Genomic DNA, 23,637 nt, shown 5'->3' on the forward strand with positions numbered 1-23,637 from the left:
CAACTAAGTAGCGCCAAGTGTCGTTTTGGAGCCTCAAAACGACACTTGGCGCTACCTAGTTGGGAGGGGATCAGGTGAGGCGCACCTGGCGGTTCATGTCCTTGTAGAGCAGGTAGCGGAACTCGCCCGGACCGCCGGCGTAGCAGGCCTGGGGGCAGAACGCGCGCAGCCACATGAAGTCCCCGGCCTCCACCTCCACCCAGTCATTGTTCAACAGGTACATGGCCTTGCCCTCCAGGACGTACAGGCCGTGCTCCATGACGTGGGTTTCGGGGAACGGGATGACGCCGCCGGGCTGGAACGTCACGATGTTCACCTGCATGTCATGGGCAAGGTCGTTGGAGTCCGTGAAGCGGGTGGTCTTCCAGACGTCGTTGGTGTCCGGCATGGACGTGGGCTCCACGTCCTTTTCGTTGGTGACGAAGGACTTGGCTTCGTAGCCCTCAAGGCGTTCGTAGGCCTTGCGGATCCAGTGGAAGGACACGACGTCGTCCGAAACGTTCTCCAGGCCCCACTCAGCACCGGCGGCCAGGTAGGCGTAGCCGCCTTCCTCCATTTGGTGCAGTTCGCCGTTGAGCCTGAGGTTGAGCCTGCCGCGGGTCACGAAAATGACGCCTTCGACGCCGGCCTCGAACTCTGCCTTGGGAGCACCGCCGCCCGGGGCGATTTCCACGATCAGCTGCGAGAAAGTGGTGGCGAAGCCGGAAATGGGCCGCGCGATGATCCAGGAGCGGGTGTTGGAAAAGCCCGGGAGGTTGGACGTGACGATGTCCGTCATCACGCCCTTGGGGATCACCGTGTAGGCCTCGGTGACGATGGCCCGTTCGGTGGTCAGGTGGGTCTGCGGCGGCAGTCCGCCGGCGGGGGAGTAGTACTTGCCCATGAAGAGAAGGTCCTTACCTAGGAGTTGGAAGTGGTGGCGAGACGCGGGTGGGCCAGAGCGGTGAGCTGCGGAAGTCCGACGCCGGCAAGCGCCTGGACTTCATCGGCACCGACGGCGCCGCACTGGACGCCGCGGAGGACGAAGGCGGCCAGTGCCCGGGCGGTGGCGGGTTCATCCATGACGCCGCCTGCGGTCTGCTCAACGTAGTTCCGCAGCCGGGCCGCGGCTGCGGGCAGTCCCTGCCGGTAGAAGGCATAGGTGGCGGCGAAGCGGCTGGGGAGCTGTGCCGGGTGCAGGTCCCAGCCCTGGTAGTAGCCGCGTTCAAGTGAACGCCTGACCAGCCTGCCGTGCAGCTGCCAGGCGTTTTCCACGTTGTCGCCCACCGGGATGATGTTCGTGGATCCGTCGGAGAGCCGGATGCCGGTGCCGGCCACCGCCAGCTGCATGACCTCCTTGGCGAAGTCCGCCACGGGGTGCTCCATGGACTGGTATTCGGCGGAGATCTGCAGTGACGCCGAGTAGTCGTACGTGCCGTAGTGCAGGCCGCTGATCCGGCCCGGGACAGCATGCGGGAGCTGCGCTACCGGCGACGTTCCGTCCGGCCCCAGGATGAGCTGCGGTGTTTCCACCTGCACCTCGAAACGGAGCCGTCCGGCCGGGAGGGAGTGCACGTCCTCCAGCCGGGAGACGGCGTAGTCCATAGCCTTGACCTGGGCCACGGTGGTCACCTTGGGCAGGGTCAGGACCAGCCCTTCGGGGAGTTCCCCGGCGGAGGCCAGGGCGGAGACAAACAGGTCCAGGGTCCGCAGCCCGCGGGAGCGGGTGGCCGCCTCGAAGCACTTGAACCGGATGCCGATGAACGGCGGAGCAGACCCGGCCGCGACTGCGGCGGCCACGGCGGAAGCCGCGGCAACAGCGGCGGTGTCCTCGGCGTCGTCGCCCCTGTCCCCGAAGCCGTCCTCAAAATCGAGGCGCAGGTCCTCGATGGGCTCGCTGGAGAGCTTGGCTTGCACGCGCGGGGCAACGGCCTCCGCAAGTGCGGTGTCCTGGCCCAGGAGCGACCCCAGCCTTTCGAAGCCGCCGTGGGCCTTGGCCGCAGCCAGTGCTGCGGCGCCCCACTCGGCAGCGAACGACGGCGTGAACCGGTCCGCAGGGACGTACACCGTGTGGACGGGCTGGCGTGAGCCGTCGTCGCCCGGGTAGTTCTGCTCCAGCAGCCGGTCCGTGGCGGCCAGTTGCCGGTCAATGTCGGCCAGGTCTCCGGCGGACAGCGACGGCACGGGTGATGCTGCCATGCCTCAGCCCACCAGTTCGTAGGCCGGGATGGTGAGGAAGTCCGTGTAGTCCTCAGAGAGGCAGATTTCCCCGATCAGTTCGCTGGCCGGCTTGTAGTAGCGGCGGAAGGCTTCGTCGCCGAATTCGATACGCAGCCGCTCGGTTTCCTCGCCCAGGATCCGCTCCACGAGTTCGCGGGTGACGGTGTTGCCGGTGTCCGCGAGGACCGACTTGTTGCGGATCTGCTGCCACACCTGGGAACGGGAGATTTCCGCGGTGGCGGCGTCCTCCATCAGGTTATGGATGGCCACGGCGCCGTTCCCGGACAGCCATACCGCCGTGTAGGCGATGGCCACGTACAGGTTCAGGCGGAGCCCGGCTTCGGTGACCTGCCCGTCGGCGGAGGAAACGTCCAGCAGCTGCCCGGCCGTGACGTTGACCTCCGGGCGCTGCTTGTCCAGCTGGTTGGGCCTGTCACCGAGCACGGAGTCGAAGACTTCCCGGCAGGTGGGAACAAGGTCCGGGTGCGCCACCCAGGAGCCGTCGAAGCCGTCGTTCGCCTCGCGGGTCTTGTCCGCCCGGACCTTTGCAAACGCAGCCTCCGTGACCTCCGGGTGGCGGCGGTTGGGGATGACTGCCGCCATGCCGCCCATGGCGAAGGCGCCGCGCTTGTGGCAGGTCTTGACCAGCAGTTCGGTGTAGGCGCGCATGAACGGCGCGGTCATGGCAACGCTGGCGCGGTCCGGGAGTACAAACTCCTCGCCGGCGTCCCTGAAGTACTTGATGATGCTGAACAGGTAGTCCCAGCGGCCGGCGTTCAGGCCGGACGCGTGGTCCCTCAGTTCATACAGGATCTCGTCCATCTCGAAGGCGGCCGGGATGGTCTCGATCAGCACGGTGGCGCGGACGGTGCCCTGGGGCAGCCCCAGGTAGTCCTGGGCGAAGACAAAAACGTCGTTCCACAGCCGGGCCTCGAGGTGGCTTTCCATCTTGGGCAGGTAGTAGTACGGTCCCTGACCGTTGAGCACCAGCTGCTTGGCGATGTGGAAGAAGTGCAGGCCGAAGTCCACCAGGGCGCCCACGGCGGGTTCGCCGTCGAGCAGCAGGTGCTTTTCCTGCATGTGCCAGCCGCGGGGGCGGGCCACCACGACGGCGAGGGGCGCGTCCGTACGGAGCCTGTACTCCTTGCCTTCCTCCGAGGTGTAGCTGAGGGTGCCCTGGGCGGCGTCGCGGAGGTTCAGGATGGCATCGATGACGTTGCCCCACGTGGGGGTGCTGGCATCTTCGAGGTCCGCAAGCCATACCTTCGCGCCCGAGTTAAGGGCATTAATGGCCATCTTTGCCGGCGAGGCGGGCCCGGTCATCTCAACCCGGCGGTCCTGCAAAGCTGCCGGTGCCGGCGCAACCTTCCAGTCGCCGTCGCGCACGTCCTTGGTTTCCGGCAGGAAGTCCAGCTTGCCGGTTTCGGCCACGCGGTGCCGCTTGGCGGCACGGGCTTGCAGGAGTTCGTTGCGGGTGCCGGCGAAACGGTTGTGGAGCTCCTCCACGAAGGCCAGTGCCTTGGGGGTGAGGATTTCCTCCGCGCGGTTGATGGGCCGGGGGTCCGTGACAGTGATGGCCATTTCTGGTCCTTTCCTTGTGCTGAAGTCGGGCGGTGAATCAGGCGCCGGCCAGGGCGGCAACGGGAGCCGCAGTTTCCGGAACAGCTGCGTTTGCCACGTTGGCGGCGTGGGCTGCGGCGGCAACGGCTGTTGCGACATCAGCGGCGACATGGGGATCGAAGACGCTGGGGATAATGTAGCTGGCATTCAGCTCGTCGTCAGCAACCCGGTTGGCGATGGCCTCCGCGGCCGCCACCAGCATCTCCGGGGTGATGTCCGAGGCTCCGGCGTCGAGCAGGCCCCGGAAGAAGCCCGGGAAGGCCAGGACGTTGTTGATCTGGTTGGGGAAGTCGCTGCGGCCGGTGGCTACGACGGCGGCGTGCTTCGAAGCAACGACAGGGTCGATTTCCGGCGTCGGGTTGGCCATGGCAAACACGATGGCCTTCTCCGCCATGGCGGCCACCTGTTCCTCGCCGATCACGTGCGGGGCGCTGACGCCGATGAACACGTCCGCGCCCACGAGGGCTTCGTGCAGGGTTCCGGCGAAGCCTTCTTCGTTGGTGTTCGAGGCGATCCAGCTGCGGTGCTCGTCTCCGTACGTTTCACCCGAGTGGATGGCACCGGAGCGGCCGGCGGCGACGATGTGCTGCGCGCCCTGTGCCTTGAGGAGCTGGATGATTGCCGAGCCCGCGGCGCCCACACCCGAGACCACGATCTTCACCTCGTCCAGCTTCTTGCCCACCACGCGCAGTGCGTTGACCAGGGCGGCGAGGGTGACGATGGCGGTGCCGTGCTGGTCGTCGTGGAACACCGGGATGTCCAGTTCCTCGCGGAGCCGGTTCTCGATTTCGAAGCAGCGCGGCGCGGCGATGTCCTCCAGGTTGATGCCGCCGTAGACCGGGGCCATTGCCTTGGCGATCATGATGATTTCCTCGGTGTCCTGGGTGTCCAGGCAGACGGGCCAGGCGTCCACGTTGGCGAACTGCTTGAAAAGCGCGGCCTTGCCTTCCATCACCGGAAGGGCGGCGGCCGGGCCGATGTTGCCGAGGCCCAGGACGGCCGAACCGTCGGTAAGGACGGCGATGGTGTTCCGCTTGACAGTGAGGTTACGGGCCGCTGCGGGGTCCTCGGCGATGGCGAGGCAGACGCGGGCGACGCCGGGAGTGTAGGCGCGGGAGAGGTCGTCGCGGTTGCGGAGGGCTACCTTGGGGACGACTTCGAGCTTGCCGCCCAGGTGCATGAGGAAGGTGCGGTCCGAGACGTGCTGGACCCTGACGCCGTCGAGCGCGTTGAGGGCATCCTTGACGCGGGCTGCGTGTTCGTCGTCGGTGGTGTTGCAGGTGACGTCCACGACCAGGGTTTCATGGTGGGATTCGCTGACGTCCAAGGCGGTGATGGCGGCGCCTGCCGCGCCGACGGCTGCTGCGAGCTCGCTGGTGGCGCTGAAGCTGGACGGCGCTTCCACGCGCAGGGTGATCGAATTTCCGGGGCTGGGGTTCGCCATTGAATGTCCTCCTGTTGGGCCCGGGAACGGGCATCTACTCAATCAAATGTTTTCGTATTATGGATATTATTATCTGCAAGATGGAAATACAAGCTCCGCATATATGACCGGCCAAGGCTCATCGCGGAGTGAACCGGCGTGCTGTATGTTGGGTGTTCCAAGCAACTCTTTTCACGATGCGGATAAGAGTTGTCGGATTCCGAACCGTAGGAGACAACGGAATGGCAGAAAAAGCGTCGGGCGGCGTGCAGTCAGTGGAGCGTGTCTTCGAACTGCTCGAGCTCATCACGGACGCCGGCGGCGACGTCACGCTCAGCGAACTGTCCGCGTCAACGGACCTTCCCCTGCCCACCATCCACCGCCTGCTGCGGACGCTGGTGTCCCTTGGCTACATCCGGCAGCTGCCGAACCGGCGCTACGCGCTGGGGCCCCGGCTGATCCGCCTGGGCGAGGGGGCCAACAAGCAGTTGGGCGCAGTGGCGCGTCCGCAGCTGAAAACGCTGGTGGACCGGCTGGGGGAGACCTCCAATATGGCGGTACTGGACTCGGACATGGTGATCTACGTGGCACAGGTTCCCTCGCTGCATTCGATGCGAATGTTCACGGAAGTGGGCCGGCGCGCCCATACCCACGCCACCGGCGTCGGGAAGGCGATCCTTGCCCAGCTGGATGACGAGGTGGTCCGCGGCATCGTGACCCGCGCCGGCATGCCCACCCCAACCCCCAAGAGCATCGGTGACGTGGACGAACTCCTGGCCGACCTCAAGCTCATCCGGGAGCGTGGCTACTCCATTGACGAGGAGGAGCAGGAACTGGGTGTACGGTGCTTCGCCATGGCGGTACCGAATGCGCCCACTCCAGCGGCAATCTCTGTTTCCGGCCCGGTATCCCGCGTGGACGAGCACTTCGCCGACAAGGCCGTACCCGTCCTCCGGGAGGCGGCCGAGGCCATCTCCCGTGAGCTGAACCGCACCTGAGGCACCAAAGCGGCAAGCCGCCGTCGTGCTTAACCGCCGGAATGGCAGTTCGCAGCAATGTTCCTGGGGAACACTGCCGTGAACTGCCATTTCGCGTTTGCCCCTAGTGCTCCGACGCTTTCTCGGACGACTCGACCTTCACTTCCTTGCCTTCACAGTCGATGAGCTTGCCGCCCTCGAAACGGTCGCCTTCCGCCAGGCACTTGAGGTCTTCCTCCCGCACCACGCGGCCCGTCCCCGCCACGAACACTGACTGGTTCTCCGAGTTGCCGGCTTTGAGGTGGTTGAAGAGGAGGTTCAGCAGGATCGCCATGACCGCTGCCGAGCTGATGCCGGAGTGGAAGATGGTCCCGAACCAGGAAGGGAACTTGTCATAGAACGTCGGCGCGGCGATCGGAATCATGCCGAACCCGATGGACGCGGCCACGATGATCAGGTTCATGTTGTTCTTGTATTCGACCTTCGCAAGGGTCCTGATGCCGCTGGCGGCGACCGTGCCGAAGAGTACGATTCCCGCGCCGCCCAGGACGGCGGTGGGGACGGCGGCCACGACGCGGCCCATGACCGGGAGCAGGCCGAGCAGGACCAGGATCACGCCTCCGGCTGCCACGACATAGCGGCTCTTGATCTTTGTGACTGCCACGAGGCCCACGTTTTGGGCGAAGGCGCTCTGCGTAAAGGAACCAAACACCGGTGCGATGAGGCTGGAGCCCATGTCGGCCCGCAGTCCTGCGGCGATGCGCTTGGAGTCGGTCCGGGTTCCCACGATTTCGCCGACGGCAAGGATGTCAGCCATGGTTTCGGTCAGGATCACCAGCACAACAATGAGCATGGAGATGATCGCCGCAATCTCGAACGTGGGGGCGCCGAGGTGGAAGGGAGTCGGAAAGGCGACAATCGGTCCCTGGCCCACCTTGGAGAAGTCCGCCATCCCGGTGGCCGCGGCGATGGCCGTGCCCACGACCATCGCCAGAAGGATCGACAGGCGTGAAATAGTGGCGCTGCCGACCTTGCTCAGGAGCAGCACCAGGGCCAAAGTGGCGGCGGCGAGGCCGATGTTCGCCATGCTGCCGTAGTTTTCGGCCTTTCGGTTGCCGCCCATGGCCCAGTTTGCAGCGACGGGCATCAGGGTCAGGCCGATGGTGGTGATGACGGTGCCGGTCACCACCGGGGGGAAGAACCTGACGATCTTGGAAAAGATCGGGGCGATCAAGAGGCCGATGGCCGCCGAGACCATGACCGCGCCGAAGACGGCGGGCAGCCCGCCTCCACCGCTGACGATCGCGACCATGGTGGCCACGCTCGCAAAGGAAACGCCCTGCACCAGGGGAAGCTGGGATCCGAAGAAAGGGATGCCGATGGTCTGCAGGAGGGTGGCCAGGCCGCCCATGAATAGGGCCGCTGCGATCAGGATGCCGATATCGGCAGGTGAAAGGCCTGCGGCCTGGCCGACAATCAGGGGAACGGCAATGATGCCGCCATACATGGTCAGGACATGCTGGAAACCGTAGGCGAAGCTGCTCCCGATTGAGAGCCGTTCATCCTCGGGCCTGGTGGAGGTGGCGCGTTTCAGGCGCTGTTTGGCGTCGGCTTTGAGGGGGTTCTTGATGTTCATGGCAGACTTTCTGGTTCATGGCAGACGTCTTCGTCTGGCTAACGTTGTCTGGCTAACGGTGTGGCTGAAAGGCTAGGGGCGTGGGCCCGGAGCTGCCGCCCAAGTCACGGGCGCTTAGAAGCGCCATGGGATGACCAATGGAAAGAAACCCCGGGCCCGGATGGGTTGACGGCGCTGCGGTTCAGCAGAACCCGGCGATGCCCGACCAGGCGATGTCCGCAGGGGTGGCGTCCTCGCGCTGGACCGTGGCCTCGATCAGGCCGTAGGGACGGTCGGCCGCGAAGAAGACCTCGTTGGGGTTGTCCAGGCCGAACGGCGAGAGGTCCACCAGGAAGTGGTGCTTGTTCGGCATGGAGAACTTGATCTCGTCGATCTCGCTGTGTGCTTCCAGCACTTTGGTGCCCATGTCGAAGAGTGTCTGCTGGAGGGCGTGGGAGTACTTTTCCGTGAAGCCTTCGAGCAGGAGGCCCTTGACGTCGTCGTAGCTCTTGTTGAAGTCCAGCGTGCTGAAATCGGTGCCGGTCTTGAAACGCCAGCGGGCAGAGACATCGGTCGCCAGGATGCGGTCGGTGGTCTCCTGCAGGGTGGTGTACTTGTCCTTCGGGTAGCCCACGAAGCCGGATTCGGTCGACTTGAGGACGGTCAGGTCCTTGAGCCCGGAAATCAGGTGCGTGGTGGCGCCATCGCGCACCACGACTGCAGTGCGGACTTCCTGGCCATTGCGCACGAAGGAATGGTCGTGTTCGGTGCCGTGGGCCTGGATCCGGTTCCAGCTGTAGGACTCGGCCTCCCAGCGGCCTCCGGCCACCCAGTCGAAACTGGAGGTGAAGTGCTCACCGAGGCGAAGCAGGAACGCTTCGGGGGAGCCGATGCCTTCACGGGCGAAGGCGTACACGGTGTTCTTCTGGGTGTCAGTGGGCACCACGCGGGCGTTGTCGCCTTCGAGGTGGGCGGCCGAGAAATCCCCCCGCAGCTGCGAGGTGACGTTGAGGTCTTCGATTTCGTGGCGGTCGGTATCGCGGGTGATCTTGACGACCCGGACCTCGGCCTTTCCGTACTGGTTGTCGCCGAGGATGATCTTGCTGCTCATGGTCTGTTCCCAACTTCCGGTAAGTGGAACCTAGGTTCCGTCACTGAAATTAAGCGCGCATTTCAAGCGCGTTTCCGGTGGTGCCGACCCAACAAAAAAGAGCCGGCATCCATTGATGCCAGCTCATTAACAACCCTGCCTGCTGCTCCCAGGTTACGTGACATGCGCCACGAATTAACATCCAGCGTACCCGTGGAAGCCGGTGGTGTACATCACAAGCCGAAAATTCATTTTGTGACCGGGTCACCTCCGGACCATTGACGAAGCTGCCGACGGCATCCTAAGCTATTCCACATAGCAAAAGTTGTTTTCCATTTTGTGGAACTACTCCAAGCCCTCGAAGGAGGATCAGATGTACCAGCAGGACAGCACGCCGGTCTCACCGGCACCCACGGCGGCACCCTCAGTCCAGGAGTTCTACCTCCCCCTCGGCGGCGGCACCGACCCGGACTTCTACCTCCCGCCTGACCGGGAGCACGTTCCCGGGCCTATCTCACGCTGGATCCATGCGCTCCCGGGGTTCGGACGGCGCGCTTAGCGGGCCCGGGCCGGGCTACCCGTTCACCAGCCGGCGGGCAGCAGCGGAGTGCTCCGCAATAAGGCCGGCAATATCGAGGTCCGGGATCTGCCCGTCCACCACGCGCCACTGTCCGCCCACCATGACCCGGTCCGCCCGGTCTGCACCGCACAGCAGCAAGGCGGCCACTGGATCGTGGCTGCCGGAGAAGCGCAGGCTGTCCAGCCGGAAAAGTGCCAGGTCCGCCTGCATTCCCGGAGCCAGCTGGCCTAATCCGGTCCGGCCCAGGACGGCTGCCGAACCGCGCGTGGCCCAGCCGAGCGCGCGCTCCACCGGGACATGCGCCCCGTACCGCAGCCGCTGCAAATAAAGCGCCTGCCGCGCTTCCAGGATCATGTTGGAGGCATCGTTCGACGCCGAGCCGTCCACTCCCAGCCCCACGGGAACTCCCGCATCCTCCAGTTCCAGGACCCTCGCGGTCCCCGATGCCAGGCGCATGTTCGACGTGGGGCAGTGCGCGACGGCGGTGCCCGCGGCACCCAGCCTGGCGATCTCCCCGTCGCTGAAGTGGATGCCGTGCCCCAGCCAGGTGCGGTCCGTCAGCCAGCCAACGCTTTCCAGGTAGTCAACAGTCCGGAGTCCGAACGTTTCCCGGCAGAAGTCCTCCTCGTCCAGGGTCTCCGCCAGGTGGGTGTGCAGCCGGACATCCAGCCGTTCGGCGAGCGCGGAGCTTTCGGCCATGAGCTCTTTCGTGACCGAAAACGGCGAGCAGGGCGCCAGGGCAATCTGGATCACCGCGTCCTCGCCGCGCTCGTGGTACGAGCCAACCAGGCGCTCGCTGTCGGCCAGGACCACCTCAGCCGCCTGCACTGTCGCCTGCGGCGGCAGGCCGCCGTCGTCCGATCCCAAGGTCATGGACCCGCGCGTGAGGGTTGCGCGCATTCCCAGCCGGCGTACCGCGTCCACCTGGATATCGATGGCATCCTCAAGGCCCGCGGTGAAGAGGTAGTGGTGGTCGGCCGCCGTGGTGCAGCCGGAAAGCAGCAGCTCCGCCAACGCCGCCGTGGTGGCGAGCTCAAGGTCCCGCGGGGTGAGCCTGGCCCATACCGGGTACAGGTTCTGCAGCCAGGGAAAGAGGGGGGCGTTCGCCGCCGGGCCCCAGGCGCGCGTGAGGTTCTGGTAGAAGTGGTGGTGCGTGTTGACCAGGCCTGGAAGCAGTACGTGGTTCCGCGCGTCGAAGATTGCGGAGCACGGTTCGGCGGGCTCTTGCCCCGCCGTGAGAACCTCCTCGATCTTCCCGCCGCCTACCACCACTCCGCCTGAGGCGTCGAGCTGGTTGGCGGTAAACGCCGCTTGCGGGTTCCGGATCCAGAGGCGGGCGGGTGCGGTGGCTGGCGTCATGGCTGACCTTCCTGAGCGCGGTCGATATGCCAGCTCAGTGGGGCCCTGTCTGCTGATCCAGGCGACCGCGCCCGCGAAGGCGGGCGGTGCCCGGCCGGGGCTCGGCTGGGACCTAGGCTAGAGGCGGCCGGGCGGTGCGTCAACGCCGGCGGATTGTGACCGGAGAACGTGAAACCTCCGAAACATGGATTTCACATTGCGAAATTAAATTTCCAGAAAACTATGGCGCGGACCACAATCCGGTGCTAATCTCGATTCTGCCAAAGGCGGGCACCCGGTCCCCGGGAAGCTATCTACCAGGCGCAACTTAACCTTCACAGCACATGCTGAAGCCTGGTAACCGTCGCACCTGGTTCTACTGGTCCTGCAAGCGGCATCAGGCTTCCCGGCAAAAGGAAGTCGCATCATGAGTACTACCGTCACGGCCGAACAGTTCCTGGCCAGATCCATCAGGTTGGCTACGGCCAACGTCCTGAACAGCGGGGGCCCCTTCGGAGCCATGATCGTCACGGCGGACGGCCGCACGTTCGACGGCGTCAACCGCGTCACCGCGGACAACGATCCCACCGCCCACGCCGAGGTCACCGCGATCCGCACGGCCTGCCGCGAACTGGGCACCTTCGACCTTAGCGGCGCCGCCCTTTACACCAGCTGCGAGCCATGCCCCATGTGCCTGGCCTCCGCGCTCTGGGCCCGGGTGGACCGGGTCATCTTCGCCGCCGACCGGCATGACGCCGCGTCCGTCGGCTTCGACGACGCCGTTTTCTACGAGTACTTCGACAACAAGGACCGGAACTCCCTGATGCCGGTCTCGAAGCTGGTGCTGGACGATCCGGAGGCCCCGGCCCCGCTGGAACCGTTCAACACCTGGAACGCACTCGAAACCAGGATCGACTACTAGGCGGCCGGGATGACCATCCTGGACAATTCCCACGAGGAGCATTCGGCTCCAAGCACCCGCACCCCACGTCCGGCGAACAGCACTCCCAAGCCCCCGGCGCCGGGCTCCTTCCTTGACCGGTTCTTCCAGATCACCCGGCGCGGCTCCACGCTTGCGCGGGAATTCCGCGGCGGCCTGGTCACCTTCTTCACCATGGCGTACATCGTCATCCTCAACCCGCTGATCCTGGGAGGATTCAGCGCGGACAATGCGCCTACCGACGTCGCCGGGGGCTGGCTGTCCGCAGCGCAGGTGGGCGCCGTCACCGGGCTCACCGCCGGCGTCATGACCATCCTCTTCGGGCTGGTCGCCAACCTGCCCTTCGGCCTTGCCGCCGGGCTGGGCATCAATTCGTTCCTGGCCGTTTCCGTCATCCAGGAAGTCACGTGGGCCGAGGCCATGGGCCTGGTGGTGATCAACGGCATCCTGATCGTCCTGTTCGGAATCACCGGTGCCCGCACCGCCATCTTCCGGGCCGTGCCCAAGGAACTGAAAGCCGCCATCACGGTGGGCATCGGCCTGTTCATCGCCTTCATCGGGTTCGTGGACTCCGGCTTTGTCAAGGCGTCGGCCGGCGGACCCCCCGTCCAGCTGGGCAACGGCGGCTCCATCACGTCGGTTCCCACCCTGGTGTTCATCATCGGCCTGCTGGCCATGGGCATCCTGGTGGCACGCAAGGTCCAGGGCGGGCTGCTGATCGGCATCGTGGGCACCACTTTCCTGGCCGCCGTCGTCGAGGCAGCCATGAAGATCGGCCCGGCCACCGAAACCAACCCCGGCGGGTGGCACTTGAACACCCCGGTCCTCTCCGGCCAGCTGGTCTCGGCACCGGATCTTGGCCTGGTGGGACACTTTGACCTGTTCGGCGCCTTCGGCCGGATCGGAGCCCTGGCAGCCACCATGCTGGTGTTCACCCTGGTGTTCACCAACTTTTTCGACGCCATGGGCACCATGACCGGCCTGGCCAAGAGCGCCGGCGTCGCCCACAAGGACGGAACGTTCCCGCGGCTGAAATCCGCCTTCATCGTGGAAGGCTTCGGCGCCGTGGCCGGCGGGGCAACCTCCGGCTCGTCCAACACGGTGTACATCGACTCTGCCGCCGGCATCGGTGAAGGCGCCCGCACAGGCCTGGCGTCGGTGGTGACCGGCGTCCTGTTCCTGGGCTCGATGTTCCTGACCCCGCTCACCAGCGTGGTTCCGCTCGAAGTGGCCGCCGCCGCACTGGTGGTGGTGGGCGCAATGATGATGGCGCAGATCCGCGAGATCAAGTTCAGCAAGTTCAGCGTGGCCCTGCCTGCCTTCCTCACCATTGTCACCATGCCGCTGAGCTACTCGATCGCCAATGGCATCGGCGTGGGCTTCATCAGCTGGGCCGTTATCGGGGCCGCGTCCGGCAAGGCCAGGAAGGTCCATCCGCTCATGTGGGTGGTAAGCGCAGGGTTCCTTGTGTACTTCGCCCGCGGACCCATCAACCTGCTGCTCGGCGCCTGAGCGCACCGGTTCCGGACATCCGCCCCCGCGACCCGGGGAGCGGATGTCCGGAACGGCAGCGCATTTTCCGACCCACACGCTTCCAGGACCACATGCTTTCCGAACCAGCCCGCAGCAACGACAATATGGACACCACCACAGCGCGGAAGAAGGAGTGCCGCCATGCTTGACCTGATCCCGTCACTGGGCACCTGGGCGCCGGCCCTGGCCGGACAGCCCTTCGCAGTGGCCACCATCGTGCGCGCCAGCGGTTCCGTCCCCCGGCCCGTGGGCACCTCCATGCTGGTGTCCGCGGACGGCGCGGTCCTGGGCAGCCTCTCCGGAGGCTGCGTCGAAGGCGCCGTCGTGGCGGCAGCGCTGGAAGCAATGGACGACGGCGCCACGCGGCTTGAGACGTTCGGCTTCAGCTCAGACGACGCCTTCGCAGCCGGGCTCACCTGCGGCGGAGAGCTGGATGTGTACATCGAGCCGGCTAACCTGGACCGCACGTGTCCCCTGGGCGAGGCGGTGCGGCAGCTGGCTGCCTACGGACCGGATGAGCCGGTGGCTCTGGTCCGCAGGCTGGACGGCCGCGCTGGCGGCGGCAGCAGCGCCGTCGTTCTTCCTGATCCCGGTTCCCCCGGTGTGACCGGGCATCCGGGGCTGGCCGCGCTGCTCGAGGGCAGCCACGGCACAGGCCTGGCGCCGGCCGCCCGGCTGGGGTCCTTCCTGCGCAGCGGCGCCACCGGCGTGCTGGACCTGGGCGGGGCGGGCCTGTGCACGGGGGGAGCCGCCGTGCTCGTGGAGTCCAGGCTTGCGCCGCCCCGCCTGCTGGTGTTTGGCGCCAACGACTTCAGCGCCGCATTACTGCCCGCCGCCAAACCCCTGGGCTGCCGCGTGACCCTGGTGGATGCCCGCCCGGCCTTTGCCTCCCAGTCACGGTTCGCGGCGGCGGACCAGGTGGTCACAGCCTGGCCGCACCAGTACCTGGCAGCAGAAGCGGCTGCGGGGCGGGTGGATTCCCGGACCGTGATCTGCGTCCTCACCCACGACCCTAAGTTCGACATCCCGCTGCTCGAAACCGCACTTGGCCTCAGAGTGGCCTTCATCGGAGCACTCGGGTCCCGGCGCAGCCACGCCCAACGGGTCGATTCCCTCCTGGACCGGGGAGTGCGCCCGGAGCGGATCGCCCAGCTCCACTCACCGCTCGGCCTGGACATCGGAGCAGTGACCCCCGCCGAGGTGGCGGTCTCCGTCCTCGCCGAAATCATCGCCGCCCGCAATCCGGCGGCGTCACATCAGCCGTTGAGGGAGACCTCCGGCCCCATCCACCGGACCGCCGCGCCGTCAGCACCCGCACCAGCCAAGGCGCCGGCCCCTACAGACCTTTTGCAACAGGAGATCGCATGGACATGAACACCATCGAGGCGGTGGTCCCCACCACCGACCCCGCGGAATGGCGCGACGGCGACGCGTGGCTGGCCGGCGGCACCGTGCTGTTCTCCTACGGCAGCCTGGCGTTCGGCCCCCGGCCGCTGACGCGCCTCCTGGACCTGGGAAGCTCCGGCTGGGCCCCGGTGACGGTCACTGACGGAGGCATCGAGCTCGCTGCCACCTGCACCATCGCCGAACTGTATGAACTTCCGGCCGCACCCGCAGCGATCGGCCGGACCTGGCCCGCCCTTGACCTGGTCCGCCCCTGCTGCGATTCCTTCGTGGCCTCCTTCAAGGTGTGGAACATGTCCACCGTGGGCGGCAACCTGTGCACGTCCCTGCCCGCCGGCCCCATGATCTCGCTCTGCGCCGCGCTGGACGGAACGGCCACCATCCTCGGCCCGGGCGGCACCAGCCGCACCGTTCCGGTGGCCGACTTCGTCACGGGCGACGCAAGGAACTGCCTGGCACCCGGCGAGCTCCTGCGCAGCGTCCGCCTTCCGGCGTCGGCCCTCGCCGCCCGGGTGGCGTTCCGCCGGCTCTCCCTGAGCAACCTCGGCAGGTCGGGGGTGCTGCTGATCGGGAGGCTCGACGGCGGCGGCGCCTCCTTTGTCCTCACCGTCACCGCCGCCACCAAACGGCCCGTCCAGCTACGCTTCGACGCCCTGCCGGAGACGGACGCGCTGGCGGGGGCACTCGACGAGGCGATCCCCGCCGGCCTTTACCACGACGACATCCACGGGCTGCCGGCCTGGCGCCGGGACATGACGTACCGCCTGGCCGAGGAGATCCGCGCCGAGCTCGCCGCCCCGGAGGGAGCGCCCGGGCTCCGGGTTTCCGGCGACTTCTGGCCAGCCTCCGGCCATGGACATCATGCACAGGGAATTTACGCGCACGGACTTCGCGCACGGCAGGAAGGGGCCTGAACATGGCCATCGAGATCAACGGAACGCCGGCCGGGACAGCACCCCGCCCGGGGCAATGCCTGCGCACCTTCCTGCGGGAGCAGGGCAGCCTCGGCGTGAAGAAGGGCTGCGACGGCGGAGACTGCGGTGCCTGCACCGTGCACGTGGACGGCACCCCGGTGCACAGCTGCATCTACCCGGCCGTGAGGGCCGAAGGCCACGCCGTCACCACCATCGAGGGACTGGCGTCCACTGCCGGCGACGGTGCAGACCTCCACCCCGTCCAGCAGCAGTTCATGGAGCGCCAGGGTTTCCAGTGCGGGTTCTGCACGGCCGGCATGGTGATGACTGCCGCTGTGTTCAACGACGAACAGAAGGACAACCTGCCCCGCAACCTCAAGGGCAACCTCTGCCGCTGCACCGGATACCGGGCCATTTCCGACGCTGTCTGCGGACACGCCGGCCACCCCGATCCCAAGGGACAGGGCTCCGGAATTGCGGGGGAGGGGCAGCCGGATCCCGAGCCGGGACAGCTGGGTGACGACGTTCCGGCACCCGCCAGCCGCGCCGTGGTGACCGGCACCGCCCGCTACACGCTGGACGTTCCCGCGGACCAGTTGCAGGGACTGCTCCACCTCAAGCTCCTGCGCTCGCCGCACGCGCATGCCCGGGTGCGCTCCATCAACACTGGACAGGCGTTGAAGGTACCGGGCGTGGTGGCCGTCTTCACGCACAAGGACGCACCGGAACAGCTGTTCTCCACTGCCCAGCACGAACTGTTCACCGATGACCCGGACGATACCCGCGTGCTGGATGACGTGCTGCGCTTCCGGGGCCAGCGGGTTGCCGCGGTGGTGGCCGAAACGGTGGCCGCCGCAGAGGCCGGGGTCCGCGCACTGGAGGTGGAGTACCAGGAACTCCCTGCAGTCTTCTCACCCCGGGATGCACTGCAGCCGGGTGCGCCCCTGGTGCACGGGGACAAGGATGGAACTGTGGCGCGCATTTCCCGGCCCGACCGCAATGTGGTGGCCGAGCTGCACTCCGAACTGGGGAGCGTGGCCGACGGCTTCGCCGCCGCGGACTTCATCCATGAACAGACCTACCGCACCCAGCGGGTCCAGCACGTGGCACTGGAAACCCATGCGGCCATCGCATCAGTGGACGGCGACGGGAGGCTGCAGGTCCGCACGTCCAGCCAGGTCCCGTTCCTGGTCCGGCGGACGCTGTGCCGGGTCTTCGGGCTCCCGGAGGAGCAGGTGCATGTGGTGGCCGGCCGCGTAGGCGGCGGGTTCGGCGGAAAACAGGAAGTCCTCACCGAGGACATCGTGGCCCTCGCAGCCCTGAAACTGGGCAGGCCGGTCCAGCTGGAACTGACCAGGACCGAGCAGTTCACGGCCACCACCACCCGTCATCCGTTCACCATCAAGCTCAAGGCCGGCACCAGCAATGACGGACGGCTCACCGCCCTGGAACTGGACGTCCTGACCAACACGGGCGCCTACGGCAACCACGGACCCGGCGTGATGTTCCACGGCTGCGGCGAATCCCTGAGCGTCTACAACTGCGCCAACAAAAAAGTGGACGCCCATGCGGTGTACACCAACACGGTCCCCGCCGGGGCGTTCCGCGGCTACGGGCTGAGCCAGATGATCTTCGCCATCGAGTCGGCCATGGACGAGCTCGCAGCCGGCATCGGCATGGACCCGTTCGAGTTCCGCCGCCGGAACATGGTGCGCGAAGGCGACCGGATGCTGTCCACCCAGCCGGAGCCCGAGGAGGACGTCCATTACGGCAGCTACGGCCTGGACCAGTGCCTGAGCCTGGTCCGCGAAGCCCTGGCCCGGGGCCGGGAACGCTATCGCGCCGCCGGCCTGGACGAACTGGGCCCGGACTGGCTCACCGGCGAGGGCACGGCGCTCTCCATGATCGACACCGTGCCCCCGCGCGGCCACTTTGCCCACTCCCGGCTCCGGCTCCTGCCGGACGGGACGTACCAGGCCGACGTCGGAACCGCCGAGTTCGGCAATGGCACCACCACCGTCCACGCCCAGCTGGCCGCCACGGCGCTGTCCACTGAGGCCGCCAGGGTGGTGGTGCGGCAGTCCGATACCGACCTCGTTGAGCACGATACCGGGGCCTTCGGCTCGGCCGGAACCGTGGTGGCCGGCAAGGCAACGCTCGCCGCCGCGGAGGAACTCGCCGTCCGGATCCGCGCCTTCGCAGCCGGCATCCGCAGGACCCAGGCCTCGGCCTGCGTCCTCGCCGGTAGCTCGGTGGTCATTGACGGAACGTCCGTGCCGCTGGCCGAACTGGCACAGGCGGCCGCTGACGCCGGCGTCGAACTCGCGGCGGAGGGACGCTGGGGCGGGACGCCGCGTTCCGTGGCGTTCAACGTGCACGGCTTCCGCGTTGCGGTGAACCGCGGCACGGGAGAGCTGAAAATCCTGCAGAGCGTGCAGGCGGCGGACGCCGGCGTGGTGGTTAATCCGCGCCAGTGCCGCGGCCAGATCGAAGGCGGGATTGCCCAGGCCTTGGGTGCCGCGCTGTATGAGGAGGTGGTGGTTGACGACGCCGGCCGGGTCACCACGAACATCCTCCGGCAGTACCACATCCCCACCTTTGCCGACGTTCCCCGCAGTGAGGTGTACTTTGCCGACACGAACGACAAACTGGGGCCGCTGGGGGCAAAATCCATGAGCGAGAGCCCGTTCAACCCGGTTGCACCGGCGCTGGCCAACGCAATCCGCAACGCCACCGGGGTGCGCTTTACCTCATTGCCCATTGCGCGCGACAAAATCTACCTGGGCCTGAAGGAAGCGGGGCTGGTGCCCAACCTGCAGCGCTCGGCCATCTGAGGATCCGGCGTGGCGGGTGCCGTAAAATTCCGGTGGCTGCGCAGCCTCGGCCTATAGTCGAGGGATGGAACAGCGGATTTTAGGCAAGACCGGACGGAACGTCTCCATCGTCGGGCTGGGAACCTGGCAGCTTGGCGCTGACTGGGGCAACGTTGACCCGGCACAGGCGCAGGCCGTCCTGGCAGCCTCCGCGGAAGCAGGGGTGAACTTCTTCGACACCGCCGACGTCTACGGTGACGGCAAGAGCGAGCAGGCCATCGGAAAGTTCCTGGCTGACAATCCCGGCCTGGATATCACGGTGGCCACAAAGATGGGCCGCCGCGTGGACCAGCAGCCGGAGAACTACACGCTGGCCAACTTCCGCCAGTGGGTGGACCGGTCCCGTAAGAACCTGGGGACGGACACCCTGGACCTGGTTCAGCTGCACTGCCCGCCCACGCCCGTGTACAGCAACGCCGAGGTGTACGACGCGCTGGACACCCTGGTCTCCGAGGGCGCCATCCGCAACTACGGCGTGAGCGTGGAGCGCACGGATGAGGCGCTGGAAGCGATCCGGCACCCGGGCACCGCCTCCGTCCAGATCATCCTGAACGCCTTCCGGCTCAAGCCCCTCGACGAAGTCCTGCCCGCAGCGAAAGCTGCCAACGTCGGGATCATTGCCCGGGTGCCGCTGGCTTCGGGGCTGCTCTCGGGCAAATACACCAAGGAAACCACCTTCGCGGAGAACGATCACAGGAACTACAACCGCAACGGTGGCTCCTTCGACGTCGGCGAGACCTTCTCCGGCGTGGACTATGAGCTGGGGCTGAAGGCCGTGGCCGAGTTCGAGCAGCTTGTGCCTGCCGGTGCAACCACGGCCCAGGCAGCCATCGCCTGGATTGCCGCGCAGGACGGCGTCACCACCGTGATCCCCGGGGCGCGGAACGTGGACCAGGCAGCGGCGAACGCTGCCGCGGCTTCCGTGGCCGTCAGCGAAGAGTTCGACGCCGGGGTCCGCTGGATTTACGACCACTACTTCCGCGAAGCCATCCACCCGCGCTGGTAGCGTGCAGGACTCCTGGGGGTTCCGGGAACACTGCAGATGAAAGCGCCTTCCGCCGGTGGCTTCGTGGAACGGCTCGCAGCCGTGCCCACGGTTCCGGGACGCAACAACTTCTTTGACCACAGTGTCCCGGAGAACGCCGTGCGCCGGCGCAACCTGGAGCTTTACCTGGAGGAGATGCGGGACCGCTCGCCGAAGGTGCTCCTGTTGGGCGAAGCCCCGGGCTTCAGGGGAATGCGGATCACCGGTGTCCCCTTCACCAACCGCACCATGTTCCAGGGGCCGGCCAACTCCTTCGGCCTGTTCGGGCCGGGCAAGGGCTACGCATTGCCGCCGGAGGCGGCGGATGTTGCGGCCGAGCCCACCGCAACGGTGATGTGGGGCGTCCTGGCGGAGCTGCAGTTCCTTCCCCTGCTGTGGAGCGCGTGCCCTTGGCATACCCATGTTCCGGGGAAGCCGCAGTCCAACCGGACGCCAACGGCTGCCGAAGCCCGGCTGGGAACTCTGTTTTGGCAGGAGCTGGCGGAACTGTTCGCCATCCAAACCGTAGTGGCCGTGGGAAACGTCGCGCACCGAAGCCTGCTGGCCAGCGGAATGGATGCGCCCAAGGTCCGGCATCCGGCCCACGGCGGACGCTCGGGCTTCAAGCGCGGCCTGGAGGAGTTGCTCCTGGCCGGAAGCATCACCAGCCAGCCCAGCACGTAGGGCTAGTCCAGCAGGTAGAGCTGCTCCGGCGTATCAACATCCAGGCCGCTGGAGAGATCACTGCAATCCACCTCGTCCACCAGTTCCGGGTGGTTACGCAGGAAAGCGCGCGCCCCGGCATCGCCCGTCACGGTTGCAGCCACGGCCTGGCGCAGGGAGGCATCGATCACCAGGGGGTGGCCGCGGCGGAGCCCGCCGTCCCCACCCTGCGCTGCGGCAGCGCCGTCGTCGTACGCCGCTGCGGTGACCCGGCCCGGACTGTGGGACGCAAGCAGCCGCGCCACCGCCAGGGAAGACAGGCCGGGCTGGTCCACGAGGGCAATCATCAGGTGGTCCCGGGGATCGGCGGCGGCGTTGCCCAGCAGCAGGGAACTCCCCATCCCTGACTGCCATTCATGGTTCACCACCGTGCGGCAGCCGTCCAGCCTGGCGGCGGCCAGGACTTCGTGGGCACTCGCGCCGAGCACCACCACAACCTCGCGGCAGCCTCCGTCGAGCAGCGCTTCAGCGACCGCTTCCACCAGGGGCCGGCCACGGTAGGGGAGCAGCGCCTTGGGACCGCGTCCCAGCCTGGCGCCGCCGCCGGCCGCGAGCACAACGCCGGTGGTGCCCGCCGCCTCCGTGTTCCGCATAGCCACACCCTAACTCTTGTTGTCTCAGGCGTCGCCGCCGGCCCCTCCGGTGGTTCCGGCGCTGACGTCCAGGAGTTTGTAGCGGTCCATGGCGTACGACGGCGCCCCCTCCTCGACCTCGCCCCTCGCCGCGAGCATTTGCAGCGTCTTCACCACGATGGAGTGGGTGTCGTTCTTGAAGAAGCGGCGGGCTGCGGCGCGGGTGTCGGAGAAGCCGAAGCCGTCCGCGCCGAGCGATGCGAACTGGTTCGGGAGGAATTGGCGGATCTGGTCCGGGACGGCTTTCATGTAGTCGGACACGGCGACGACGGGTCCGGTGGCTCCTTCGAGCTGCCGGGTGACGAAGGGGACGCGGGCGGGTTCGCCGGGGTTGAGGAAGGCTTCCTCTTCGGCGGCGAGGCCGTCGCGGCGCAGTTCGTTCCAGGAGGTCACGGACCAGACGTCGGCGGAGACTGACCAGTCTTCGGCGAGGATCCGCTGGGCTTCGAGGGCCCAGGGGACGGAGACGCCGGAGGCGAGGATCTGGGCCTTCGGTCCTGCAAGGTCCGACGCCGATACCCGGTAGATGCCTTTCAATACACCGTTGACGTCGAGGTTCTCAGGCTCGGCGGGCTGGGTAATCGGCTCATTGTAGACGGTGAGGTAGTACATCAGGTTTGGATCGGATGCAGCTCCGGTTCCATCGCCGCTTGCGGCCGGCCCGTACATGCGTTCGATGCCGTCGCGGATGATGTGGCCCATTTCGTAGCCGTAGGCGGGGTCGTAGGTGACGACGGCGGGGTTGGTGGAGGCGAGCAGGGGGGAGTGGCCGTCGGCGTGCTGGAGGCCTTCGCCGGTGAGGGTGGTCCGTCCTGCGGTGGCGCCGATGATGAAGCCGCGGGTCATTTGGTCGGCTGCGGCCCAGAAGGCGTCGCCGGTGCGCTGGAAGCCGAACATGGAGTAGAACACGTAGACCGGGACCAGGGGCACGCCGTGGGTGGCGTAGGCGGTGCCGGCGGCGGTGAAAGCTGCGACGGCGCCGGCTTCGTTGATGCCGGGGTGGATCAGCTGGCCCTGGGCGGATTCCTTGTAGGCCAGGACCAGGTCGCGGTCTACGGAGAGGTAGTTCTGGCCGCCCGGGTTGTAGATCTTGGCCGTGGGGAAGAACGCGTCCATGCCGAACGTCCTCGATTCGTCCGGGACGATGGGCACAATCCTGTGCCCGAAGTTCCTGTCCCGGATGAGGTCTTTCAGGAGCCTGACAAAGGCCATGGTGGTGGCGGCCTGCTGTTTGCCCGAGCCGCGTTTAGCAACATCAAACGTCTTGGGATCCGGCAGCGCAACGGCATCATGGGAGGACCGGCGTTCAGGGACGGCGCCGCCCAGCGCCTTCCGCCGTTCATGGAGGTACACGATCTCCGGTGCATCATGCCCGGGGTGGAAGTACGGCGGGGAATAGGGATCCGCTTCCAGTTGCGCATCGGTAATAGGGATCCGCAGGTGGTCGCGGAATTTCTTCAGGTCATCCAGGGTGAGTTTCTTCATCTGGTGGGTCGCGTTGCGGCCCTCGAAGTGCGGTCCGAGGCCGTAGCCCTTGACGGTCTTGGCCAGGATGACGGTGGGCTTGCCCTTGAATTCGGTGGCTGCCTTGTAGGCGGCGTAGACCTTGCGGTAGTCGTGGCCGCCGCGCTTGAGGTTCCAGATCTGGTCATCGGTGAGGTCCGCGACCATGTCCTTGGTCTGCGGGGTCTTGCCGAAGAAGTGTTCGCGGACGAACCCGCCGGATTCGGCCTTGTAGGTCTGGTAGTCCCCGTCGGGGGTTTCGTTCATGATCTTCACCAGCGACCCGTCGGTGTCCTTGGTGAGGAGGTCGTCCCACTCCCGGCCCCAGACGACCTTGATCACGTTCCAGCCCGCACCGCGGAAGAACGCTTCGAGTTCCTGCATGATCTTGCCGTTGCCCCGCACGGGCCCGTCCAGGCGCTGGAGGTTGCAGTTGATCACGAAGTTGAGGTTGTCCAGGTTCTCGTTCGCGGCGAGCTGGAGCAGGCCGCGGGACTCGGGCTCGTCCATTTCGCCGTCGCCGAGGAACGCCCAGACCTGCTGGTCACTGGTGTCCTTCAGGCCGCGGTTGTGCAGGTACCGGTTGGACTGGGCCTGGTAGATCGCGTTCATCGGCCCGATGCCCATGGACACGGTGGGGAATTCCCAGAAGTGCGGCATCAGGCGCGGGTGCGGGTAGGAGGACAGGGCGTGGCCCTCGCGGGACTTTTCCTGCCGGAACCCGTCCAGGTCCTCCTCGGAGAGCCGGCCTTCCATGAACGCCCGGGCGTACATGCCGGGGGAGGCGTGGCCCTGGAAGAAGACCTGGTCCCCGCCGCCGGGGTGGTCCTTGCCCCGGAAGAAGTGGTTGAACCCGACCTCGTACAGGGTCGCGGCCCCGGCATAGGTGGAGATGTGTCCGCCCACCCCGATGTTCGCCCGCTGGGCCCGGTGGACCATCACCGCAGCGTTCCAGCGCATGTAGGCCCGGTAACGGCGCTCGAATTCCTCGTTGCCCGGGAATTCCGCTTCCTGGTCCACCGGGATGGTGTTCACGTAATCGGTGGTGGTCACCATCGGCACCCCGACGCTCTGCGCGCCGGCACGCTGCAGCAGGCTCCGCATGATGAATTGGGCACGCTCGGTGCCCTGTTCCCTGATCAATGCATCCAGGGACTCAACCCACTCGGCAGTCTCTTCGGGATCACGATCAGGCAGCTGGTTAGTCAACCCGCTGAGGATATGGGAGGTATCTTCTCCTGCAGCCACG

Annotated in this window: 18 protein-coding genes; 9 read left to right on the forward strand and 9 right to left on the reverse strand. The window is 66.7% G+C overall.

From position 1 onward, the window contains the following. Nucleotides 1-70: 70 nt before the first annotated feature. The 4 genes from ACQ3DC_RS18780 to ACQ3DC_RS18795 are packed head-to-tail and all read right to left on the reverse strand — an operon-like array spanning nucleotide 71 to nucleotide 5,263. Nucleotides 71-883, reverse strand: a complete 813-nt coding sequence (locus ACQ3DC_RS18780) for a bifunctional allantoicase/(S)-ureidoglycine aminohydrolase (RefSeq protein WP_157241044.1) — start codon at nucleotides 881-883, stop codon at nucleotides 71-73. Nucleotides 884-900: 17 nt separating this feature from the next. Further along, entirely contained in the window at nucleotides 901-2,178 is a 1,278-nt protein-coding gene (locus tag ACQ3DC_RS18785; protein ID WP_430752932.1) for a DUF6986 family protein, read from the reverse strand. Nucleotides 2,179-2,181: 3 nt separating this feature from the next. Then, nucleotides 2,182-3,780, reverse strand: coding sequence for a malate synthase A (gene aceB, locus ACQ3DC_RS18790; protein WP_430752933.1), 1,599 nt, complete (start codon nucleotides 3,778-3,780; stop codon nucleotides 2,182-2,184). A 37-nt stretch (nucleotides 3,781-3,817) separates the two neighbouring features. Continuing rightward, entirely contained in the window at nucleotides 3,818-5,263 is a 1,446-nt protein-coding gene (locus ACQ3DC_RS18795; protein ID WP_157241050.1) for an NAD-dependent malic enzyme, read from the reverse strand. A gap of 221 nt (nucleotides 5,264-5,484) precedes the next feature. On the opposite strand from ACQ3DC_RS18795, the gene ACQ3DC_RS18800 reads away from it, so the two are divergent. Beyond that, the gene (locus tag ACQ3DC_RS18800) at nucleotides 5,485-6,240 is read left to right on the forward strand and encodes an IclR family transcriptional regulator (protein WP_321214417.1); all 756 of its coding nucleotides are present in this window, start codon (nucleotides 5,485-5,487) and stop codon (nucleotides 6,238-6,240) included. 103 nt (nucleotides 6,241-6,343) lie between these two features. On the opposite strand, the gene ACQ3DC_RS18805 is transcribed toward ACQ3DC_RS18800, so the two are convergent. Next, a complete protein-coding gene (locus ACQ3DC_RS18805; RefSeq protein ID WP_231754858.1) occupies nucleotides 6,344-7,855 on the reverse strand; it encodes a nucleobase:cation symporter-2 family protein in 1,512 nt (503 codons plus the stop codon). Nucleotides 7,856-8,036: 181 nt separating this feature from the next. Beyond that, a complete protein-coding gene (gene pucL / locus ACQ3DC_RS18810) occupies nucleotides 8,037-8,945 on the reverse strand; it encodes a factor-independent urate hydroxylase (protein ID WP_430752934.1) in 909 nt (302 codons plus the stop codon). A 352-nt stretch (nucleotides 8,946-9,297) separates the two neighbouring features. Between pucL and ACQ3DC_RS18815 the strand changes: the two genes are divergently transcribed. Then, nucleotides 9,298-9,483, forward strand: a complete 186-nt coding sequence (locus ACQ3DC_RS18815; protein ID WP_157241056.1) for a hypothetical protein — start codon at nucleotides 9,298-9,300, stop codon at nucleotides 9,481-9,483. Between the two features lie 15 nt (nucleotides 9,484-9,498). Here the strand turns inward: ACQ3DC_RS18815 and ACQ3DC_RS18820 are convergent, their stop codons facing one another. Continuing rightward, nucleotides 9,499-10,863, reverse strand: a complete 1,365-nt coding sequence (locus tag ACQ3DC_RS18820; protein WP_430752935.1) for an 8-oxoguanine deaminase — start codon at nucleotides 10,861-10,863, stop codon at nucleotides 9,499-9,501. A 406-nt stretch (nucleotides 10,864-11,269) separates the two neighbouring features. On the opposite strand from ACQ3DC_RS18820, the gene ACQ3DC_RS18825 reads away from it, so the two are divergent. From ACQ3DC_RS18825 to ACQ3DC_RS18855, 7 genes are all read left to right on the forward strand, one after another. Beyond that, a complete protein-coding gene (locus tag ACQ3DC_RS18825) occupies nucleotides 11,270-11,764 on the forward strand; it encodes a nucleoside deaminase (protein ID WP_157241061.1) in 495 nt (164 codons plus the stop codon). A gap of 9 nt (nucleotides 11,765-11,773) precedes the next feature. After that, nucleotides 11,774-13,294 carry an NCS2 family permease gene (locus ACQ3DC_RS18830; protein WP_430752936.1) on the forward strand — a complete coding sequence of 507 codons (1,521 nt, stop codon included), beginning with the start codon at nucleotides 11,774-11,776 and terminating at the stop codon, nucleotides 13,292-13,294. Between the two features lie 162 nt (nucleotides 13,295-13,456). Further along, nucleotides 13,457-14,689 (forward strand): XdhC family protein, encoded by a 1,233-nt coding sequence (locus tag ACQ3DC_RS18835; RefSeq protein ID WP_430752937.1) that lies wholly within the window; start codon nucleotides 13,457-13,459, stop codon nucleotides 14,687-14,689. Then, nucleotides 14,680-15,633, forward strand: coding sequence for an FAD binding domain-containing protein (locus tag ACQ3DC_RS18840; RefSeq protein WP_430752938.1), 954 nt, complete (start codon nucleotides 14,680-14,682; stop codon nucleotides 15,631-15,633). The genes ACQ3DC_RS18835 and ACQ3DC_RS18840 overlap by 10 nt, the downstream gene beginning before the upstream one ends. 2 nt (nucleotides 15,634-15,635) lie before the next feature. Then, the gene (locus ACQ3DC_RS18845) at nucleotides 15,636-18,467 is read left to right on the forward strand and encodes a molybdopterin-dependent oxidoreductase (protein ID WP_430752939.1); all 2,832 of its coding nucleotides are present in this window, start codon (nucleotides 15,636-15,638) and stop codon (nucleotides 18,465-18,467) included. A 64-nt stretch (nucleotides 18,468-18,531) separates the two neighbouring features. Further along, nucleotides 18,532-19,512: an aldo/keto reductase gene (locus tag ACQ3DC_RS18850; RefSeq protein WP_157241070.1), complete on the forward strand. Its 981-nt coding sequence runs from the start codon at nucleotides 18,532-18,534 to the stop codon at nucleotides 19,510-19,512. A gap of 36 nt (nucleotides 19,513-19,548) precedes the next feature. Further along, complete coding sequence (locus tag ACQ3DC_RS18855) at nucleotides 19,549-20,214, forward strand: uracil-DNA glycosylase (RefSeq protein WP_430752940.1); 666 nt, start codon at nucleotides 19,549-19,551, stop codon at nucleotides 20,212-20,214. Between the two features lie 2 nt (nucleotides 20,215-20,216). On the opposite strand, the gene nboR is transcribed toward ACQ3DC_RS18855, so the two are convergent. Together nboR and aceE are read right to left on the reverse strand one after the other, a co-directional pair. Beyond that, nucleotides 20,217-20,846 (reverse strand): nicotine blue oxidoreductase, encoded by a 630-nt coding sequence (gene nboR / locus ACQ3DC_RS18860; RefSeq protein WP_430752941.1) that lies wholly within the window; start codon nucleotides 20,844-20,846, stop codon nucleotides 20,217-20,219. Between the two features lie 24 nt (nucleotides 20,847-20,870). Then, a complete protein-coding gene (gene aceE / locus ACQ3DC_RS18865) occupies nucleotides 20,871-23,636 on the reverse strand; it encodes a pyruvate dehydrogenase (acetyl-transferring), homodimeric type (RefSeq protein WP_430752942.1) in 2,766 nt (921 codons plus the stop codon). Between the last annotated feature and the right edge of the window lies 1 nt (nucleotide 23,637).

It is taken from the genome of Paenarthrobacter sp. NEAU-H11 (assembly GCF_050573415.1).
Taxonomy (GTDB): Bacteria; Actinomycetota; Actinomycetes; order Actinomycetales; family Micrococcaceae; genus Arthrobacter.

What these genes read in the sequence shown, in the direction of transcription:
- ACQ3DC_RS18820 (WP_430752935.1), bottom strand. Translation starts at nt 10,863, where the DNA reads ATGACGCCAGCCACCGCACCCGCCCGCCTCTGGATCCGGAACCCGCAA.
- ACQ3DC_RS18840 (WP_430752938.1), top strand. Translation starts at nt 14,680, where the DNA reads ATGGACATGAACACCATCGAGGCGGTGGTCCCCACCACCGACCCCGCG.
- aceB (WP_430752933.1), bottom strand. Translation starts at nt 3,780, where the DNA reads ATGGCCATCACTGTCACGGACCCCCGGCCCATCAACCGCGCGGAGGAA.
- ACQ3DC_RS18800 (WP_321214417.1), top strand. Translation starts at nt 5,485, where the DNA reads ATGGCAGAAAAAGCGTCGGGCGGCGTGCAGTCAGTGGAGCGTGTCTTC.
- ACQ3DC_RS18825 (WP_157241061.1), top strand. Translation starts at nt 11,270, where the DNA reads ATGAGTACTACCGTCACGGCCGAACAGTTCCTGGCCAGATCCATCAGG.
- ACQ3DC_RS18785 (WP_430752932.1), bottom strand. Translation starts at nt 2,178, where the DNA reads ATGGCAGCATCACCCGTGCCGTCGCTGTCCGCCGGAGACCTGGCCGAC.
- ACQ3DC_RS18805 (WP_231754858.1), bottom strand. Translation starts at nt 7,855, where the DNA reads ATGAACATCAAGAACCCCCTCAAAGCCGACGCCAAACAGCGCCTGAAA.
- ACQ3DC_RS18830 (WP_430752936.1), top strand. Translation starts at nt 11,774, where the DNA reads ATGACCATCCTGGACAATTCCCACGAGGAGCATTCGGCTCCAAGCACC.
- ACQ3DC_RS18855 (WP_430752940.1), top strand. Translation starts at nt 19,549, where the DNA reads ATGAAAGCGCCTTCCGCCGGTGGCTTCGTGGAACGGCTCGCAGCCGTG.
- pucL (WP_430752934.1), bottom strand. Translation starts at nt 8,945, where the DNA reads ATGAGCAGCAAGATCATCCTCGGCGACAACCAGTACGGAAAGGCCGAG.
- ACQ3DC_RS18845 (WP_430752939.1), top strand. Translation starts at nt 15,636, where the DNA reads ATGGCCATCGAGATCAACGGAACGCCGGCCGGGACAGCACCCCGCCCG.
- ACQ3DC_RS18795 (WP_157241050.1), bottom strand. Translation starts at nt 5,263, where the DNA reads ATGGCGAACCCCAGCCCCGGAAATTCGATCACCCTGCGCGTGGAAGCG.
- ACQ3DC_RS18850 (WP_157241070.1), top strand. Translation starts at nt 18,532, where the DNA reads ATGGAACAGCGGATTTTAGGCAAGACCGGACGGAACGTCTCCATCGTC.
- ACQ3DC_RS18815 (WP_157241056.1), top strand. Translation starts at nt 9,298, where the DNA reads ATGTACCAGCAGGACAGCACGCCGGTCTCACCGGCACCCACGGCGGCA.
- ACQ3DC_RS18780 (WP_157241044.1), bottom strand. Translation starts at nt 883, where the DNA reads ATGGGCAAGTACTACTCCCCCGCCGGCGGACTGCCGCCGCAGACCCAC.
- nboR (WP_430752941.1), bottom strand. Translation starts at nt 20,846, where the DNA reads ATGCGGAACACGGAGGCGGCGGGCACCACCGGCGTTGTGCTCGCGGCC.
- ACQ3DC_RS18835 (WP_430752937.1), top strand. Translation starts at nt 13,457, where the DNA reads ATGCTTGACCTGATCCCGTCACTGGGCACCTGGGCGCCGGCCCTGGCC.